Raw genomic sequence first — 17,768 nt, forward strand, 5'->3', positions numbered from 1 at the left:
CTCAACAACAGCGATTATGGATCAGGGTGGTTATCTTTTACAAGCAACTTGCAATCTTTATCATAAAAACTCGAGCCTTTACGAAGAAAGCGATATTGATGGAAATATTAACGTGACTGCAAATTCGTAAGTACATTAAAATTGGCTTCGTTATTGGCGATTTTGCTGTGCTTTACACCATGCCACTGAATTCCCCCATTGAAACGAGTGGTGTCGTCAAAGCTCTGGTGTGGAGTGCAGCATGTATCCTCAATAACTCGCACGTTCAGTTTTGGGGAGATGTAAGGGCTAATCTGAACAGCTGCATTCCTTGTTTAAGGAAAAACGAATGACTGATTGTCGATACCTGTTTAAACGGGTCATTAAAGTCATCATTGCTGTTTTACAGCTGATCCTTCTGTTCTTATAACACAAGGAAACGTACTTAAGGCGCGTCAGGTTAACCAGCCAGGCGCGCCTTTAATAATTATAAATAAATGTCTGCGCAGATATTATATGAATTCATTTGGTGAATGATTATGCTGTTGTCATCATTTGAATAAATATAATAGCGTTAAGCTTTTGTCTATAAATAATTAATACTCTACTTCCAGATCAGAATATTAAATTTTATCTGCGTGATGCATTAGCACAAATTTATCCCACAACTGCTCTTCTGTCTCGACATGCGCCGGATCTTTCACAATAGTATTAGGGATCGGACACACCTTCTGGCAGGTTGGCGTCTCGTAGTGACCTACGCATTCGGTACACTTATCGCTGTTAATCTCGTAGATATGATCTCCCATTGAAATCGCCTCATTCGGGCATTCAGGTTCACACATATCACAATTGATGCATTTTTTAGTGATTAACAGCGCCATAAGGAAACTCTCAAAACAACACAAACCGGGCGGGCATTATACGCGCATTCTTTGCTCAAACCAGTTTTTTCACCAGTGCTTCGCTGTGGCGAATGCGCTCAGGCGCCAGTTCCAGGTCCTGCTGGATTAGCGCAATGAACAGCAAATCTGTTAGCATTCCCTGAGCATGACAAGCGGAGATCGATGCACTATTCGTCGCCTGTTCTTCGGCAATAGTATACAGGCAGTGGGACGCTCGTTGTTGCAGAGCATTCGGCGTGAAACCGGTAATTGCCAGCACCTTTCCACCCACGCGCAGCATCTCATCTGCCGCGAGATTTAACTCACGTCGTACACCAGTGTAAGAGATGGCTAATAACAGGTCGTCCGGTGAAGATGCCTGTACAGTAGCGAGCAACGCATGCATATCGCGTTCTGCGGCAGCATTGAAACCAATCTTCATCAGTTTCCAGGCAAAGTTTTGCGCTACCAGACCCGAAGCGCCAATGCCAGTCAAAATAATCCGCCTCGCAGAACGCAGCATCACCACGCATTCATGCAATTTCTCTTCACTGTTAACGTTCAGTGTCGCATACATGGCAGCCGTGTTTTCTTTTATGAGTTTTTCACCCACCAGTCGCAGCGGATCATCACCGCGAATTTGGTTATGAATGGGGACAGAAGGGGATTCCGGCTGGCTCGCCAGAGCTTCGCTTAACGCCAGTTTTAAGGCTGGAAAACCTTTATAGCCGAGTTTTTGTGCGAATTTCACTACGCTGGATTGACTGACACCAGCTTCGTTGGCCAATTGCTGCGAACTTAAATGGCGCGCCGTATCAGGTTGTAGCAGGAGATAGTCCGCCAGTTTTTTATCACTCTGGGCAAGCTGCTGGTAACGCTGACGAATACGAAGTAAGCCGTTCATATCTTTCCTCGCGATAAAATAATGGCGACAACAGGCAATATGAGACACAAGCGAGTGAATATTATATTCCATAGCTTGTAAGATCTATGAATTAAAAATTCCATTCAGCATTATACGGTAGATTGTTGCCGGAAAAGTGATGATCTATCTGTTAGGCTATGTAGTAGCGATGATTAATCAGGATGTTTCAGTCCAGAGGAGTATGGTTTGGCAACTCACGAGCGTCGTGTGGTGTTTTTTGACTTAGATGGAACATTGCATCAACAGGATATGTTCGGTAGTTTTCTGCGCTACTTACTGCGTCGCCAACCGCTGAATACACTGCTTGTCCTGCCGCTATTGCCGGTTATTGTCATGGCATTATTGATAAAAGGCCGTGCTGCGCGCTGGCCGATGAGTCTGCTATTGTGGGGATGCACTTTTGGTCACAGCGAAGCGCGTTTACAGGCATTACAAGCCGATTTTGTACACTGGTTTCGCGACAATGTGACTGCCTTTCCGCTGGTGCAAGAGCGCCTGACCACCTACTTGCTCAGTTCCGATGCTGATATCTGGTTGATTACCGGTTCTCCACAGCCGCTGGTTGAAGCGGTCTATTTCGATACGCCCTGGTTACCGCGGGTGAATCTTATTGCCAGCCAAATTCAGCGTGGTTATGGCGGCTGGGTATTGACAATGCGTTGCCTCGGGCATGAGAAGGTCGCGCAACTGGAACGCAAAATCGGCACGCCACTGCGGTTGTACAGTGGTTACAGCGACAGTAATCAGGACAACCCGCTGCTTTATTTCTGCCAGCATCGTTGGCGAGTAACCCCGCGCGGTGAACTCCAGCAACTGGAATAGAGTAAAGCATAGCGTCCGTGTATAATGCGCCGCGCTTTTATAACCGGAGTTTTCTTTTTGTCTGAAGTCGAATTTAGTCACGAATACTGGATGCGCCATGCCATGACGCTGGCAAAGCGTGCCTGGGACGAGCGGGAAGTACCGGTCGGCGCGGTATTAGTGCATAACAACCGGGCAATCGGCGAGGGCTGGAATCGTCCGATTGGTCGGCATGATCCTACCGCGCACGCTGAAATCATGGCCCTGCGTCAGGGCGGTCTGGTGATGCAAAATTATCGCCTGATCGACGCCACATTATATGTCACGCTGGAGCCGTGTGTGATGTGCGCCGGAGCGATGATTCACAGCCGGATTGGTCGTGTAGTTTTTGGTGCACGTGATGCGAAAACGGGGGCTGCCGGCTCATTAATGGATGTGTTGCACCATCCGGGCATGAATCACCGGGTGGAAATCACGGAAGGGATATTGGCAGAAGAGTGTGCAGCGCTGCTCAGCGACTTCTTTCGCATGCGCCGTCAGGAAATCAAAGCGCAGAAAAAAGCGCAATCTTCTACGGATTAATTTTGCTTCTTTTCACTTCCCTTCCTGGAAAACAGCAGCGAAGGGGAGTGTGTCAGATAGTTAGATGACGACTGTGAAAGAAACGAGAGAAAAGGAAATTTCCCTTTACTCAATTCTGTTGGCGACACTGCCGGATAATCCTGAGCCAGTTGCATCGCCGCTTCTGTTGCCTGCTTTTCTTTCTCTTGCAGATACCCCACCAGACTAATCTGATACTTACGGATATTCTCGACATAGGCGTAAGCTTCATGTCCCCGCGCATAACCGTAAGTCAGCTTGCTGTAATAGGGTTTCTGGCTAAGTAAAGGCAGACGTTGTTTAACATCGGTCCAGCTATCTGGATTACCTTTGGTTTTTGCCGTCAGGGCGCGAGCATCCAGCATATGCGCATAACCCATATTGTAAGCGGCGAGCGCAAACCAAATCCGTTCATTTTCTGGCACGCTTTCCGGCACTTTACTCATCATATCATGCAAATAACGCGCGCCGCCGCTGATGCTTTGTTCAGCATCGGTACGATCGGTAATGCCCAGGCTTTGCGCGGTATTTTTGGTCAACATCATCATGCCACGCACACCGGTTGGCGAGGTGGCCTGCGCGTCCCAATGTGATTCCTGGTAAGCAATAGCCGCCAGCAAACGCCAGTCAATTTCCTCGGCGTATTTCTCAAACAAAGGTTTTAATTGTGGCAGCACCGCATCGACGGCGCGTAAAAATGTGCGTGTATCGACATAATCAAAATCATCGCCATGCCCCAGGTATTTCTCTTCAATGCGTGCCAGCGTGCCGTCCTCATTCATTTTGTTGAAGAAGTCGAGCAGAGCTGCGGAAAGGGTATTATCGTCATCTAACTGGCTAAACCAGGTCACTGGTTGTTCATCGGTGATATCGAGTGCCACGGCGAGTTCCGGGTGAACTCGCTGGAACAGGCTGATGGCGACAGAATCAGCAATGGTGTAATCCAGCTTACCTCCGATGACATCTTCCAGTAATTCCGCTGAGCCTTTTTTGTCGTCCACCTTCCAGCTTAAATCCGGGAATTTAGTTTCTTTCAGTCTTTGTAGATCGTTAACGACGACGTGTCCTGGTGCGATGGAGAGCTGTTCCGCCGTCAAATTGCCCAGCGTGCGTGGGCGATATTGACCCACTTTGTAAACCAGTTGTTGTGAAACGGAATAATAGGTAGGACCAGGCTGATAGTTTTTTACCCGCTCACTGTTATAAACCAGACCTGCTGCCAGCAGATCGGCGTTGCCGTTGTCGAGATCGTCAAACAACTGGCTGATATTCTGCCGTACGGTCACTTTCAGTTTCACACCGAGGTAGTCGGCAAATTGTTTGGCCAACTCATAATCCAGCCCGGAAGAGTTACCGTTAATCTCATTCCAGGTGAGGGGAGTATGAATGGTGCTCACGCGCAATTCTCCCCGCGCTTGAATGGCGGCGATACGGTTGTCGGCTTTACCAAACCACGGAATAGACGGCCAGAGAGCTACCGCAAGAAGCAGTGCCAGAATGCCAATGAACAGATAATTAATCTTTAATTTTTTCAATTAGTTAATTCTCTGTGTCGTTCGTGTCCTGGCTTGAAAAAACGATATGCTAAACAAAGGTATAATCATCAATGAGCGGCATTTTGCGTAAACCTGTGCCAGTTGGCAACTTATTACAGCCATTGGCGGCACGCGTTGCTAATTCACGATGGTGATTTTATTTCCACGCAAACGGTTTCGTCAGCGCATCAGATTCTTTATAATGACGCCCGTTTCCCCCCCTTGGGTACACCGAAAGCTTAGAAGACGAGAGACTTATGATGGAAATTCTGCGTGGTTCGCCTGCACTGTCGGCATTCCGAATCAATAAACTGCTGGCGCGTTTTCAGGCTGCCAGGCTCCCGGTTCACAACATTTACGCCGAGTATGTCCATTTTGCTGACCTCAATGCGCCGTTAAACGAAGAAGCGCACGCGCAACTTGAACGCCTGTTGAAATATGGTCCGGCACTCGCCAGCCATGCCCCGGAAGGCAAATTACTGCTGGTGACCCCGCGTCCTGGCACCATCTCTCCCTGGTCTTCGAAAGCGACCGATATCGCTCATAACTGCGGGCTGCAACAGGTAAACCGCCTTGAGCGCGGCGTTGCTTACTATATAGAAGCCGGTACGCTGACCAATGAACAGTGGCAGCAGGTTACCGCTGAACTGCACGACCGCATGATGGAAACGGTCTTTTTTGCTTTAGATGATGCAGAGCAGCTGTTTGCGCATCATCAACCGACTCCAGTCACCAGCGTTGATTTACTGGGGCAGGGCCGCCAGGCGCTGATCGACGCTAACCTGCGTCTTGGCCTGGCACTGGCGGAAGATGAAATTGACTATCTGCAAGATGCTTTCACAAAGCTTGGTCGTAACCCGAACGACATCGAGCTGTATATGTTCGCCCAGGCGAACTCTGAGCACTGCCGCCACAAAATTTTTAACGCCGACTGGATTATCGACGGTGAACAGCAGCCGAAATCGCTGTTCAAGATGATCAAAAATACCTTCGAAACCACGCCGGATCACGTTCTCTCTGCGTATAAAGATAACGCCGCGGTGATGGAAGGTTCTGAAGTGGGCCGCTACTTTGCTGACCACGAAACGGGCCGCTACGATTTCCATCAGGAACCGGCGCATATTCTGATGAAAGTCGAAACTCACAACCACCCGACGGCAATTTCTCCGTGGCCGGGCGCGGCGACCGGTTCCGGCGGTGAAATCCGCGATGAAGGTGCCACCGGGCGCGGCGCGAAGCCGAAAGCCGGTCTGGTTGGTTTCTCCGTTTCCAACCTGCGAATTCCTGGCTTCGAACAGCCGTGGGAGGAAGATTTCGGTAAGCCTGAGCGCATTGTCACCGCGCTGGACATCATGACCGAAGGTCCGCTGGGCGGCGCGGCATTTAACAACGAATTTGGTCGTCCGGCGCTGAACGGCTACTTCCGTACTTATGAAGAAAAAGTGAACAGCCACAACGGCGAAGAGCTGCGCGGTTATCACAAACCGATCATGCTGGCGGGCGGGATCGGCAACATTCGCGCCGATCACGTACAAAAAGGCGAGATCAACGTTGGTGCGAAGCTGGTCGTTCTCGGCGGCCCGGCAATGAATATCGGTCTTGGCGGCGGCGCGGCGTCTTCTATGGCGTCTGGTCAATCTGATGCCGACCTCGACTTTGCTTCCGTACAGCGCGACAACCCGGAGATGGAGCGTCGCTGCCAGGAAGTGATCGACCGTTGCTGGCAACTTGGTGATGCCAACCCAATCCTGTTTATCCACGACGTTGGCGCAGGCGGTCTTTCTAACGCCATGCCGGAACTGGTGAGCGACGGCGGGCGCGGCGGTAAATTTGAACTGCGCGATATCCTGAGCGACGAACCGGGCATGAGCCCGCTGGAAATCTGGTGTAACGAATCCCAGGAACGCTACGTGCTGGCAGTTGCTGCCGATCAGTTACCGCTGTTTGACGAACTGTGTAAGCGTGAACGCGCGCCATACGCGGTGATTGGTGAAGCGACCGAAGAACTGCATCTTTCTCTGCACGATCGTCATTTTGATAATCAGCCAATCGATCTACCGCTGGACGTACTGCTGGGCAAAACGCCGAAGATGACCCGCGATGTGCAAACGCTGAAAGCGAAAGGCGATGCGCTGGCCCGTGAAGGGATCACCATTGCTGACGCGGTGAAACGTGTGCTGCATCTGCCGACCGTGGCGGAGAAAACCTTCCTCGTTACCATTGGCGACCGTAGCGTAACCGGCATGGTGGCGCGCGATCAGATGGTTGGCCCGTGGCAGGTGCCGGTCGCTAACTGTGCGGTCACTACTGCCAGCCTCGACAGCTACTACGGTGAAGCGATGGCAATTGGCGAACGTGCGCCAGTTGCACTGCTGGATTTCGCCGCCTCTGCCCGTCTGGCGGTCGGTGAAGCGTTAACCAATATTGCCGCAACACAGATTGGCGATATCAAACGCATTAAACTTTCCGCCAACTGGATGGCGGCGGCAGGTCACCCTGGTGAAGATGCGGGCCTGTATGAAGCCGTTAAAGCTGTGGGCGAAGAGCTTTGTCCGGCGCTGGGCCTGACGATCCCGGTGGGTAAAGACTCTATGTCGATGAAAACCCGCTGGCAGGAAGGTAACGAAGAGCGCGAAATGACCTCGCCGCTGTCGCTGGTTATTTCTGCATTTGCCCGCGTGGAAGATGTGCGTCACACCATCACGCCGCAGCTTTCTACCGAAGATAACGCACTGCTGCTGATTGATTTGGGCCTTGGCAATAATGCGCTGGGCGCAACGGCGCTGGCGCAGGTTTATCGTCAGCTTGGCGACAAACCGGCTGATGTGCGCGACGTCGCGCAACTGAAAGGCTTCTATGACGCGATTCAGGCGCTGGTTGCACAGCGTAAGCTGCTCGCGTACCACGACCGCTCTGACGGTGGCCTGCTGGTAACGCTGGCGGAAATGGCATTTGCCGGTCATTGCGGCATTGAAGCGGATATCGCCTCTCTGGGCGACGATCACCTGGCGGCGTTGTTTAACGAAGAACTGGGAGCGGTGATTCAGGTTCGTGCCGCTGACCGTGAAGCGGTCGAAGCGGTACTGGCACAGCATGGGCTTGCTGATTGCGTCCATTATGTCGGCCAGGCGGTTTCCGGTGACCGTTTTGTGATTACCGCCAACGGGCAGTCGGTATACAGCGAAAGCCGCACTACGCTGCGAGTCTGGTGGGCGGAAACCACCTGGCAGATGCAGCGCCTGCGTGACAACCCGGAGTGTGCCGATCAGGAACATCAGGCGAAATCCAACGACGCCGATCCGGGCCTGAATGTGAAACTGTCGTTCGATATTAACGAAGATGTAGCAGCTCCGTTTATCGCTACTGGCGCGCGCCCGAAAGTTGCCGTACTGCGTGAGCAAGGCGTGAACTCGCATGTTGAAATGGCGGCAGCTTTCCATCGTGCGGGCTTCGACGCTATCGACGTGCATATGAGCGATCTGCTGGCTGGACGCACTGGTCTGGAGGATTTCCACGCCCTGGTCGCGTGCGGTGGTTTCTCCTACGGTGATGTGCTGGGTGCCGGTGAAGGTTGGGCGAAGTCTATTCTGTTCAACAACCGTGTACGCGATGAGTTTGCAACCTTCTTCCATCGTCCGCAAACGCTGGCGCTGGGGGTATGTAACGGTTGCCAGATGATGTCTAATCTGCGTGAGCTGATCCCAGGTAGCGAGCTGTGGCCTCGTTTCGTGCGTAACACCTCCGATCGCTTTGAAGCGCGTTTCAGCCTGGTTGAAGTGACCCAAAGCCCGTCTCTGCTGTTGCAGGGGATGGTGGGCTCGCAGATGCCGATTGCTGTGTCTCACGGTGAAGGGCGCGTTGAAGTACGCGACGCGGCGCATCTGGCGGCACTGGAAAGCAAAGGGCTGGTTGCGCTGCGCTATGTCGATAATTTCGGCAAAGTCACCGAAACCTACCCGGCTAACCCGAACGGTTCTCCGAATGGCATCACGGCGGTCACGACTGAAAGCGGTCGAGTCACCATTATGATGCCGCATCCGGAACGTGTTTTCCGTACTGTCAGCAACTCCTGGCATCCGGAAAACTGGGGCGAGGATGGCCCATGGATGCGTATTTTCCGTAATGCGCGTAAGCAGCTGGGGTAAGGCTGCGGAAATTCCACGCAACCCATTGTTTTGTAGGCCGGATAAGGCTTTCACGCCGCATCCGGCATTACACACAACCACTTAGCCAACAATTATAAGCTCCCAACTCCGGGAGCTTTTTTTGTGTCTGTAAATCACGACAATGGGTGGTTTGCCGTGTCGCTTATAGGTGACATATAACTTATTGATTTAATTTAAAACGAATAATTTAAGCTTTGGGCGTCTCTTTTAAGCGACACACTGGCTGATTTATAGCCAATCAGTGGAACAGCCATTAATTCATTAAAGCTATGTTTTATCAGTACGTTATCAAACCATTTTATTTATTGGCACAGTTACTGCATAATAATAACCAGTGGCTCATTCACCCACTTATGTCAGCCCCTTCGGGACGTGCTACATAAAATTCGAATGACGCACAACAAGGTGCCTGCCGTCCAACTTCTGATATCAGCGTAGCTATATCAACCATCGGGCGAAACGTCGAGTTAGGCACCGCCTTATTCCACAACAAAGCCGGGTAATTCCCGGCTTTGTTGTATCTGAACTCCCCCTCGGTTAGCATCAGGCTATTCGCGTCTGACGAGAGTAACACCTTGAAACGCTGGCCCGTTTTTCCCCGCTCATTACGACAATTAGTCATGCTGGCATTCTTGCTGATTCTGCTGCCTCTGCTGGTACTGGCATGGCAAGCCTGGCAAAGCCTTAATGCGCTTAGCGATCAGGCGGCGCTGGTCAATCGCACAACGCTTATTGACGCCCGGCGCAGTGAGGCAATGACTAATGCGGCACTGGAGATGGAGCGTAGCTACCGTCAGTATTGCGTGCTGGACGACTCAACCCTGGCGAAGGTCTATCAAAGCCAGCGTAAACGTTACAGCGAAATGCTCGATGCCCACGCTGGCGTGCTGCCGGACGATAAACTTTACCAGGCATTGCGTCAGGACTTGAACAATCTCGCCCAATTACAATGTAACAACAGCGGGCCGGATGCGGCGGCTGCCGCGCGTCTGGAAGCCTTTGCCAATGCCAATGCCGAAATGGTACAGGCCACGCGCACCGTGGTGTTTTCACGCGGGCAGCAACTCCAGCGAGAGATAGCCGAACGCGGACAGTATTTCGGCTGGCAGTCACTGGTGTTGTTTCTGGTGAGTCTGATAATGGTGCTGCTTTTCACCCGAATGATTATTGGTCCGGTGAAAAATATCGAGCGGATGATCAACCGTCTGGGGGAAGGACGCTCACTGGGTAATAGCGTCTCGTTTAGTGGACCGAGCGAGTTACGCTCGGTAGGGCAACGTATTCTTTGGTTAAGTGAACGTCTGTCATGGCTGGAATCCCAGCGCCATCAATTTTTAAGACATTTATCTCATGAATTAAAAACGCCACTGGCGAGTATGCGCGAGGGCACTGAATTACTGGCTGACCAGGTTGTCGGGCCGCTTACGCCAGAGCAAAAAGAGGTGGTAAGCATCCTCGACAGCAGCAGCCGCAATTTGCAAAAACTGATAGAACAACTGCTTGATTACAACCGTAAACAGGCAGATGGCGCGGTGGAACTGGAGAATGTTGACTTAGCACCGTTGGTGGAGACGGTAGTTTCCGCTCACAGCCTGCCAGCTCGGACTAAAATGATGCATACCGACGTCGATCTCAAGGCAACAGCATGCCTGGCGGAACCCATGCTGCTGATGAGTGTGCTGGATAATCTTTACTCCAATGCGGTGCACTACGGGGCTGAATCCGGTAACATTTGCCTTCGCAGCAGTTTACATGGCGCACGGGTTTATATTGATGTCATCAATACAGGCACACCCATTCCGCAAGAGGAACGCGCCATGATCTTCGAACCCTTTTTTCAGGGAAGTCACCAGCGAAAAGGGGCGGTGAAGGGGAGCGGTCTGGGATTAAGCATTGCCAGGGATTGTATTCGCCGTATGCAGGGGGAACTGTATCTGGTCGACGAGAGCGGGCAAGACGTTTGCTTCCGCATTGAATTGCCTTCGTCGAAAAACACGAAATAATGTTAAGGCCTATCCCATCAGGCTATTTTATTTGCCAGTTCGGCCCCGGGCAGTGCTCGAAATCCTCACGTACTACGTGTACGCTCCGGTTTCTCCGCGCTGTCCGTGTCCAAACTGCCTGCAACAATTACGCCCACTGGGATAGGCTCTGAGTCTGGTGAATATGCGACACATTTTTCAACGATTTTTATCCCGACGGCTGTGGCTGGCGGGGGTGCCTTGTCTGGCGCTGCTGGGCTGCGTGCAGAATCACAATAATCCAGCCATTAATGCGCCAGTAGAAGAAAAAATCCCGGTTTATCAACTGGCTGATTATCTTCCTACTGAATGTAGCGACATCTGGGCGCTGCAAGGTAAATCAACTGAAACTAACCCGCTTTACTGGCTACGGGCGATGGATTGCGCCAACCGCTTAATGCCAGCGCAGTCGCGTCAGGAAGCGCGCAAGTATGGTGATGGCTGCTGGCAAAATACCTTCAAGCAGGGGATTTTGCTTGCCGATGCCAAAATCACGCCTTTTGAGCGCCGCCAACTGGTCGCGCGCATTGATGCGTTAAGTACTGAGATCCCGGCGCAGGTTCGCCCGTTGTATCAACTCTGGCGCGACGGACAGGCGCTGCAACTGCAACTGGCGGAAGAGCGCCTACGTTACAGTAAACTCCAGCAATCCAGCGACAGCGAACTGGACGCCCTGCGCCAGCAGCATCACGTTCTACAGCAACAACTGGAACTTACCACCCGCAAGCTGGAGAACCTGACGGATATTGAACGCCAACTCTCGACTCGCAAACCGGCCGGAAATTTCCCACCGGACACGCCGCACGAGAGTGAAAAAAACGCGCCATCCACCAATGAGGTCACCCCTGATGAGCCATAAACCTGCGCATTTATTATTGGTCGATGACGATCCGGGATTACTGAAATTACTTGGCCTGCGCCTGACCAGCGAAGGCTACAGCGTGGTCACGGCAGAAAGTGGTGCCGAGGGGCTGCGGATACTGAATCGTGAAAAAGTGGATTTAGTCATCAGCGACCTGCGGATGGATGAAATGGATGGTATGCAACTGTTTGCTGAAATCCAGAAAGTGCAGCCAGGTATGCCGGTAATCATCCTTACCGCGCATGGTTCTATTCCCGATGCCGTTGCCGCGACACAGCAGGGCGTGTTTAGTTTCCTCACTAAGCCCGTCGATAAAGACGCGCTATATCAGGCAATTGACGATGCGCTGGAGCAATCTGCCCCAGCCACCGACGAACGTTGGCGCGAGGCGATTGTCACTCGCAGCCCGCTGATGCTGCGCTTGCTGGAACAGGCCCGGCTGGTGGCGCAATCAGACGTTAGCGTTTTGATTAACGGTCAGAGCGGCACCGGGAAAGAGATTTTTGCCCAGGCTATCCACAACGCCAGCCCGCGTAACAGCAAACCATTTATTGCTATTAACTGTGGCGCATTGCCCGAGCAGTTGCTGGAGTCGGAACTGTTTGGTCATGCACGCGGCGCGTTTACTGGTGCTGTCAGCAATCGCGAAGGTTTATTCCAGGCGGCGGAAGGCGGTACGCTGTTTCTCGATGAGATTGGCGATATGCCCGCACCTTTGCAGGTCAAATTGCTGCGCGTATTGCAGGAGCGAAAAGTCCGTCCGCTGGGCAGTAACCGCGATATTGATATCGACGTGCGGATTATTTCTGCGACCCACCGCGACTTACCAAAAGCGATGGCGCGCGGGGAATTCCGCGAAGATCTCTATTACCGCCTCAATGTCGTCAGCCTTAAAATTCCGGCACTGGCGGAGCGCACGGAAGACATTCCGCTACTGGCAAACCACTTATTGCGCCAGGCGGCAGAGCGACATAAGCCGTTTGTCCGCGCGTTCTCCACCGATGCGATGAAACGCCTGATGACTGCCAGCTGGCCGGGAAATGTGCGCCAGTTGGTCAACGTGATTGAACAGTGCGTGGCGCTGACCTCATCTCCGGTGATTAGCGATGCATTAGTAGAGCAGGCGCTGGAGGGCGAAAACACGGCGCTGCCCACCTTTGTTGAGGCACGTAACCAGTTTGAACTCAATTACTTGCGCAAGTTGCTGCAAATCACCAAAGGCAACGTCACCCACGCGGCGAGAATGGCGGGGCGCAACCGGACAGAATTTTATAAACTGCTTTCCCGACACGAGCTGGATGCAAACGATTTCAAGGAATGAATCGGTGTAATGTGTTACGTTTAGCAGATCAAAAGACAGGCGACCTTTTCAAGGAATAGCATGAAAAAGATTGATGCGATTATTAAACCCTTCAAGCTGGACGATGTCCGTGAAGCACTGGCCGAAGTCGGTATTACCGGCATGACCGTGACCGAAGTGAAAGGCTTTGGGCGCCAGAAAGGCCACACTGAGCTGTATCGCGGTGCGGAATATATGGTGGATTTTCTGCCGAAGGTGAAAATTGAGATCGTCGTGCCGGACGACATTGTCGATATCTGCGTAGACACGATTATTCGTACGGCGCAAACCGGCAAAATCGGTGACGGTAAAATCTTCGTCTTCGACGTGGCACGGGTCATTCGTATCCGTACCGGCGAAGAGGACGACGCGGCGATTTAAACCGCGTCAGGGTTGCCGGATGTCTCCATCCGGCAACATCAAATCACAGCACTTTATGCGGGCCAAAGCATTCGTAATGAATGTTTTCCTGCTTCACACCCAGGTCCACTAACTGTTTCGCGGCAAACTGCATGAAGCCAACCGGACCGCAGAGATAGAACTGCATGGCCGGATCGCTGAACGCACCTTCCAGTTTGCTCAAATCCATCAGACCTTCGCTATCAAACTGACCTTTAGCGCGATCGGCTTCGCTCGGCTGGCGATACCAGGTATGTGCGGTAAAGCGCGGTAGTGCTTGCCCCAGTTCCTTAACTTCATCAGCAAAGGCGTGAACATCGCCATTTTCTGCCGCGTGGAACCAGTTTACCTGGGCGTTATGGCCTGCTTTTGCCAGCGTATCGAGCATTGCCAGCATTGGCGTTTGCCCTACACCCGCAGAGATCAGTGTTACCGGCGTGTCATCTGTCACATCCATAAAGAAATCACCCGCCGGAGCTACCAGCTTCACGACATCGCCAACGTTGGCGTGATTGTGCAGCCAGTTGGATACCTGCCCGCCATCTTCGCGTTTCACCGCAATACGATAGCCTTTGCCATCAGGTTTACGAGTCAAAGAGTACTGACGAATTTCCTGATGCGGGAAACCTTCTGGTTTCAGCCAGACGCCGAGATATTGTCCCGGACGGTATTCTGCCACTGCGCCACCGTCGACCGGCTCCAGTTCGAAGCTGGTGATCAGTGCGCTGCGCGGTGTTTTAGCCACAATGCGGAAATCGCGAGTACCTTCCCAGCCACCGGCTTTGCTGGCGTTTTCGTTATAGATTTCCGCCTCGCGATTGATAAATACATTAGCCAGTACGCCATAGGCTTTACCCCACGCGTCCAGCACTTCCTGGCCCGGGCTGAACATTTCGTCCAGCGTCGCCAACAGGTGTTCGCCAACGATGTTGTACTGTTCCGGTTTGATCTGGAAACTGGTGTGCTTCTGCGCGATTTTTTCTACCGCTGGCAGCAGCGCAGGCAGGTTTTCAATATTACTGGCGTAGGCGGCAATCGCGTTAAACAGGGCTTCACGTTGATCGCCATTACGCTGGTTACTCATGTTAAAAATTTCTTTGAGTTCTGGGTTATGAGTAAACATACGGTCGTAGAAATGGGCGGTTAACTTTGGCCCTGTTTCCACCAGTAAAGGGATGGTGGCTTTTACTGTAGCGATGGTTTGAGCGTCAAGCATATGGTCTTCCTTTTTTTGCATCTTAATTAATGTATCTCAAATGCATCTTATAAAAAATAGCCCTGCACTGTAAATGGTTCTTTTGGTGTTTTTCATCAAGAATGTGATGAAGTGAAAAATTTGCATCACAAACCTGAAAAGAAATCCGTTTCCGGTTGCAGGCCCTTTATTCTCCAAAGCCTTGCACAGCTTGAAGGTAATCGTTTGCGTAAATTCCTTTGTCAAGACCTGTTATCGCACAATGATTCGGTTATACTGTTCGCCGTTGTCCATCAGGACCGCCAAAATTAGGCGAAAAAATTTTATTGTTAGCTGAGTCAGGAGATGCGGATGTTAAAGCGTGAAATGAACATTGCCGATTATGATGCCGAACTGTGGCAGGCTATGGAGCAGGAAAAAGTACGTCAGGAAGAGCACATCGAACTGATCGCCTCCGAAAACTACACCAGCCCGCGCGTAATGCAGGCGCAGGGTTCTCAGCTGACCAACAAATATGCTGAAGGTTATCCGGGCAAGCGCTACTACGGCGGTTGCGAGTATGTTGATATCGTTGAACAACTGGCGATCGATCGTGCGAAAGAGCTGTTCGGCGCTGACTACGCTAACGTCCAGCCGCACTCCGGCTCCCAGGCTAACTTTGCGGTCTACACCGCGCTGCTGGAACCAGGTGATACCGTACTGGGTATGAACCTGGCGCATGGCGGTCACCTGACTCACGGTTCTCCGGTTAACTTCTCCGGTAAACTGTACAACATCGTTCCTTACGGTATCGATGCAACTGGCCATATCGACTACGCAGATCTGGAAAAACAAGCCAAAGAACACAAGCCGAAAATGATCATCGGTGGTTTCTCTGCATATTCCGGCGTGGTTGACTGGGCGAAAATGCGTGAAATCGCTGACAGCATCGGTGCTTACCTGTTCGTTGATATGGCGCACGTTGCGGGCCTGGTTGCCGCTGGCGTCTATCCAAACCCGGTTCCTCATGCTCACGTAGTGACTACTACCACTCACAAAACCCTGGCGGGTCCGCGCGGCGGCCTGATCCTGGCAAAAGGCGGTAGCGAAGAACTGTACAAAAAACTGAACTCTGCCGTTTTCCCTGGTGGTCAGGGCGGTCCGCTGATGCACGTTATTGCGGGTAAAGCAGTAGCGCTGAAAGAAGCGATGGAGCCTGAGTTCAAAACTTACCAGCAGCAGGTTGCTAAAAACGCTAAAGCGATGGTAGAAGTGTTCCTGGAACGCGGCTACAAAGTGGTTTCCGGCGGTACTGATAACCACCTGTTCCTGGTTGATCTGGTTGATAAAAACCTGACCGGTAAAGAAGCAGACGCCGCTCTGGGCCGTGCTAACATCACCGTCAACAAAAACAGCGTACCGAACGATCCGAAGAGCCCGTTTGTGACCTCCGGTATTCGTGTAGGTACTCCGGCGATTACCCGTCGCGGCTTTAAAGAAGCCGAAGCGAAAGAACTGGCTGGCTGGATGTGTGACGTGCTGGACAGCATCAATGATGAAGCCGTTATCGAGCGCATCAAAGGTAAAGTTCTCGACATCTGCGCACGTTACCCGGTTTACGCGTAAGCGAAACGGTGATTTGCTGACAATGTGCTCGTTGTTCATGCCGGATGCGGCGTGAACGCCTTGTCCGGCCTACAAATTCTTGCAAATTCAATATATTGCAATCTTCGTGTAGGCCTGATAAGCGTAGCGCATCAGGCAATCTTACGTTTGTGATCATCAAGGCTTCCTTCGGGAAGCCTTGTTACGTTATCGCGCCGTCAAATCTGTCGTAACTGTGCCTCAACATACAAATAGCCAATTCCCAGCACCTGTTGTGCGCGGCTTAATTGCCCGAAGCCAATTTGCGTCGCTTTCACGCTCGGTCCTTCGTCACGGTCGAACGGGTTAAATCCTGTCTGGCGAATAATGGTATTAAGCCAGTGTTCACCAAAGGCACAACTGCGACCGTACAACCAAATCTGATTAATATTGAGGATGTTGAGGAAGTTATACAGACTCAAACCAATGGCATTGGCACTGCGGTCAACCCAACTGGTGATCCACGGTTCTCCACTCTGCCAGGCAGCGATTAATTGCGCTGTAGTCAGTTTTTCTGGATCAAGTTGAGTATTGCCAGGTTGTGATTTTAGCCATACTCGAGCCTGTTTTTTTAATGCGCTTAACGAGGCGACGGTTTCCAGGCAGCCATAACGTCCACAGTCGCAGGCAACGCCATCGGGATTCACAATGGTGTGACCAATCTGCCCGCTGCCATACAAACTGCCGCGATAAATTTGTTCGTTAATCACAAACGACGAGCCAATGCCGTAATCAACGTTGATCACGCAGAAATCACGTCCCTGCGAATTATTTTGCCATTTCTCCGCCAGCGCCAGCATCACGCAGTCATTATCGACCATCACCCGAATGCCCAGCTTCTCTTCCAGCAGATACTTCACCTCAACTGGCGTTGTCCACGGCGCTTGCGGCATGGTTTGCGATACGCCGGTCACCGGATCAACCTGCCCGTGGATTGCCAGCGCCAGATTGATGGTGCGGCCCGGCCACAGTTTGCGATGACGATGCCAGCATTTTTCGATTTCGGACAGCAGTGCCTGCGGTGTCGGTGCATCAATCTGAAAATATTCAAATTCACCTTTCGGACTTAAACAAGCGTTAGCGACCTGGCACTCAATGCTGGTGGGCGTCACGTTCAGGCATAGCGTCCAGTCACCTTCCGGCGCAATCAGCCATGTGCCGCTGCTATGCCCGCGCGTCTGGCTTTCATCGTCGATATTCACCACCCGCTTTTCGTTTTCCAGTTCCTGCAAAATATTACTGACCGCCGGAATTGAAATTTGCGCCAGCCGGGCCAGCGTCGACTTGTTGGCACGCTTTTGCCGGTACAGCAGTTCCAGAATCACGCATTTGTTATGGTGGCGGATCTGTTGATTGTTAATGCAGGCTCTCATCTTCACTAAACCTTGTTTAGTTAATTGCGTGATTATTCCGCGAAAACATTGCCAGATTGTTCAATA

General features: G+C 51.8%; 14 protein-coding genes. 9 read left to right on the plus strand and 5 right to left on the minus strand.

Annotated elements, in window-relative coordinates; translation table 11 throughout:
- The first annotated feature begins 328 nt into the window (after positions 1-328).
- On the plus strand, positions 329-409 hold the full coding sequence (gene shoB / locus AACU94_RS03360; RefSeq protein WP_130214702.1) for a type I toxin-antitoxin system toxin ShoB: 81 nt from the start codon (positions 329-331) through the stop codon (positions 407-409).
- Between the two features lie 193 nt (positions 410-602).
- Here the strand turns inward: shoB and yfhL are convergent, their stop codons facing one another.
- Together yfhL and AACU94_RS03370 are read right to left on the minus strand one after the other, a co-directional pair.
- Positions 603-863, minus strand: a complete 261-nt coding sequence (gene yfhL, locus AACU94_RS03365; protein ID WP_001196283.1) for a 4Fe-4S dicluster ferredoxin YfhL — start codon at positions 861-863, stop codon at positions 603-605.
- Positions 864-918: 55 nt separating this feature from the next.
- Positions 919-1,767 carry a MurR/RpiR family transcriptional regulator gene (locus AACU94_RS03370; protein WP_130207550.1) on the minus strand — a complete coding sequence of 283 codons (849 nt, stop codon included), beginning with the start codon at positions 1,765-1,767 and terminating at the stop codon, positions 919-921.
- A gap of 207 nt (positions 1,768-1,974) precedes the next feature.
- Between AACU94_RS03370 and yfhb the strand changes: the two genes are divergently transcribed.
- Together yfhb and tadA are read left to right on the plus strand one after the other, a co-directional pair.
- The gene (yfhb, locus tag AACU94_RS03375) at positions 1,975-2,610 is read left to right on the plus strand and encodes a phosphatidylglycerophosphatase C (RefSeq protein ID WP_130214667.1); all 636 of its coding nucleotides are present in this window, start codon (positions 1,975-1,977) and stop codon (positions 2,608-2,610) included.
- A 57-nt stretch (positions 2,611-2,667) separates the two neighbouring features.
- Positions 2,668-3,171 carry a tRNA adenosine(34) deaminase TadA gene (gene tadA / locus AACU94_RS03380; protein WP_240726430.1) on the plus strand — a complete coding sequence of 168 codons (504 nt, stop codon included), beginning with the start codon at positions 2,668-2,670 and terminating at the stop codon, positions 3,169-3,171.
- Here the strand turns inward: tadA and mltF are convergent.
- Entirely contained in the window at positions 3,168-4,724 is a 1,557-nt protein-coding gene (gene mltF / locus AACU94_RS03385) for a membrane-bound lytic murein transglycosylase MltF (protein ID WP_135488933.1), read from the minus strand. The two genes, tadA and mltF, sit on opposite strands and share 4 nt — an antisense overlap.
- Positions 4,725-4,981: 257 nt before the next feature.
- Here mltF and purL point away from each other — a divergent pair, with 257 nt between their 5' ends.
- The 5 genes from purL to glnB all read left to right on the plus strand — a co-directional run bounded on the left by purL (position 4,982) and on the right by glnB (position 13,493).
- On the plus strand, positions 4,982-8,869 hold the full coding sequence (gene purL, locus AACU94_RS03390; protein WP_135488934.1) for a phosphoribosylformylglycinamidine synthase: 3,888 nt from the start codon (positions 4,982-4,984) through the stop codon (positions 8,867-8,869).
- 596 nt (positions 8,870-9,465) lie between these two features.
- Positions 9,466-10,893, plus strand: coding sequence for a two component system sensor histidine kinase QseE/GlrK (gene qseE / locus AACU94_RS03395; RefSeq protein WP_135488935.1), 1,428 nt, complete (start codon positions 9,466-9,468; stop codon positions 10,891-10,893).
- Positions 10,894-11,056: 163 nt separating this feature from the next.
- Positions 11,057-11,770, plus strand: a complete 714-nt coding sequence (qseG, locus tag AACU94_RS03400; RefSeq protein WP_135488936.1) for a two-component system QseEF-associated lipoprotein QseG — start codon at positions 11,057-11,059, stop codon at positions 11,768-11,770.
- On the plus strand, positions 11,760-13,094 hold the full coding sequence (glrR, locus tag AACU94_RS03405) for a two-component system response regulator GlrR (RefSeq protein WP_064526171.1): 1,335 nt from the start codon (positions 11,760-11,762) through the stop codon (positions 13,092-13,094). The genes qseG and glrR overlap by 11 nt, the downstream gene beginning before the upstream one ends.
- A gap of 60 nt (positions 13,095-13,154) precedes the next feature.
- On the plus strand, positions 13,155-13,493 hold the full coding sequence (gene glnB / locus AACU94_RS03410) for a nitrogen regulatory protein P-II (protein ID WP_000717691.1): 339 nt from the start codon (positions 13,155-13,157) through the stop codon (positions 13,491-13,493).
- A 43-nt stretch (positions 13,494-13,536) separates the two neighbouring features.
- On the opposite strand, the gene hmpA is transcribed toward glnB, so the two are convergent.
- Positions 13,537-14,727 carry an NO-inducible flavohemoprotein gene (hmpA, locus tag AACU94_RS03415; RefSeq protein ID WP_130214657.1) on the minus strand — a complete coding sequence of 397 codons (1,191 nt, stop codon included), beginning with the start codon at positions 14,725-14,727 and terminating at the stop codon, positions 13,537-13,539.
- Between the two features lie 330 nt (positions 14,728-15,057).
- On the opposite strand from hmpA, the gene glyA reads away from it, so the two are divergent.
- A complete protein-coding gene (glyA, locus tag AACU94_RS03420; protein ID WP_000919159.1) occupies positions 15,058-16,311 on the plus strand; it encodes a serine hydroxymethyltransferase in 1,254 nt (417 codons plus the stop codon).
- Positions 16,312-16,508: 197 nt separating this feature from the next.
- On the opposite strand, the gene AACU94_RS03425 is transcribed toward glyA, so the two are convergent.
- Positions 16,509-17,702 carry an ROK family protein gene (locus AACU94_RS03425; protein WP_130222051.1) on the minus strand — a complete coding sequence of 398 codons (1,194 nt, stop codon included), beginning with the start codon at positions 17,700-17,702 and terminating at the stop codon, positions 16,509-16,511.
- Between the last annotated feature and the right edge of the window lie 66 nt (positions 17,703-17,768).

It is taken from the genome of Escherichia sp. E4702 (assembly GCF_963883545.1).
Taxonomy (GTDB): domain Bacteria; phylum Pseudomonadota; class Gammaproteobacteria; order Enterobacterales; family Enterobacteriaceae; genus Escherichia.

Bases quoted from the DNA above. Each gene is read 5' to 3' on its own strand.
- shoB (WP_130214702.1), top strand. From the start codon at position 329: ATGACTGATTGTCGATACCTGTTTAAACGGGTCATTAAAGTCATCATT.
- yfhL (WP_001196283.1), bottom strand. From the start codon at position 863: ATGGCGCTGTTAATCACTAAAAAATGCATCAATTGTGATATGTGTGAA.
- AACU94_RS03370 (WP_130207550.1), bottom strand. From the start codon at position 1,767: ATGAACGGCTTACTTCGTATTCGTCAGCGTTACCAGCAGCTTGCCCAG.
- purL (WP_135488934.1), top strand. From the start codon at position 4,982: ATGATGGAAATTCTGCGTGGTTCGCCTGCACTGTCGGCATTCCGAATC.
- qseG (WP_135488936.1), top strand. From the start codon at position 11,057: ATGCGACACATTTTTCAACGATTTTTATCCCGACGGCTGTGGCTGGCG.
- glrR (WP_064526171.1), top strand. From the start codon at position 11,760: ATGAGCCATAAACCTGCGCATTTATTATTGGTCGATGACGATCCGGGA.
- glnB (WP_000717691.1), top strand. From the start codon at position 13,155: ATGAAAAAGATTGATGCGATTATTAAACCCTTCAAGCTGGACGATGTC.
- hmpA (WP_130214657.1), bottom strand. From the start codon at position 14,727: ATGCTTGACGCTCAAACCATCGCTACAGTAAAAGCCACCATCCCTTTA.
- glyA (WP_000919159.1), top strand. From the start codon at position 15,058: ATGTTAAAGCGTGAAATGAACATTGCCGATTATGATGCCGAACTGTGG.
- AACU94_RS03425 (WP_130222051.1), bottom strand. From the start codon at position 17,702: ATGAGAGCCTGCATTAACAATCAACAGATCCGCCACCATAACAAATGC.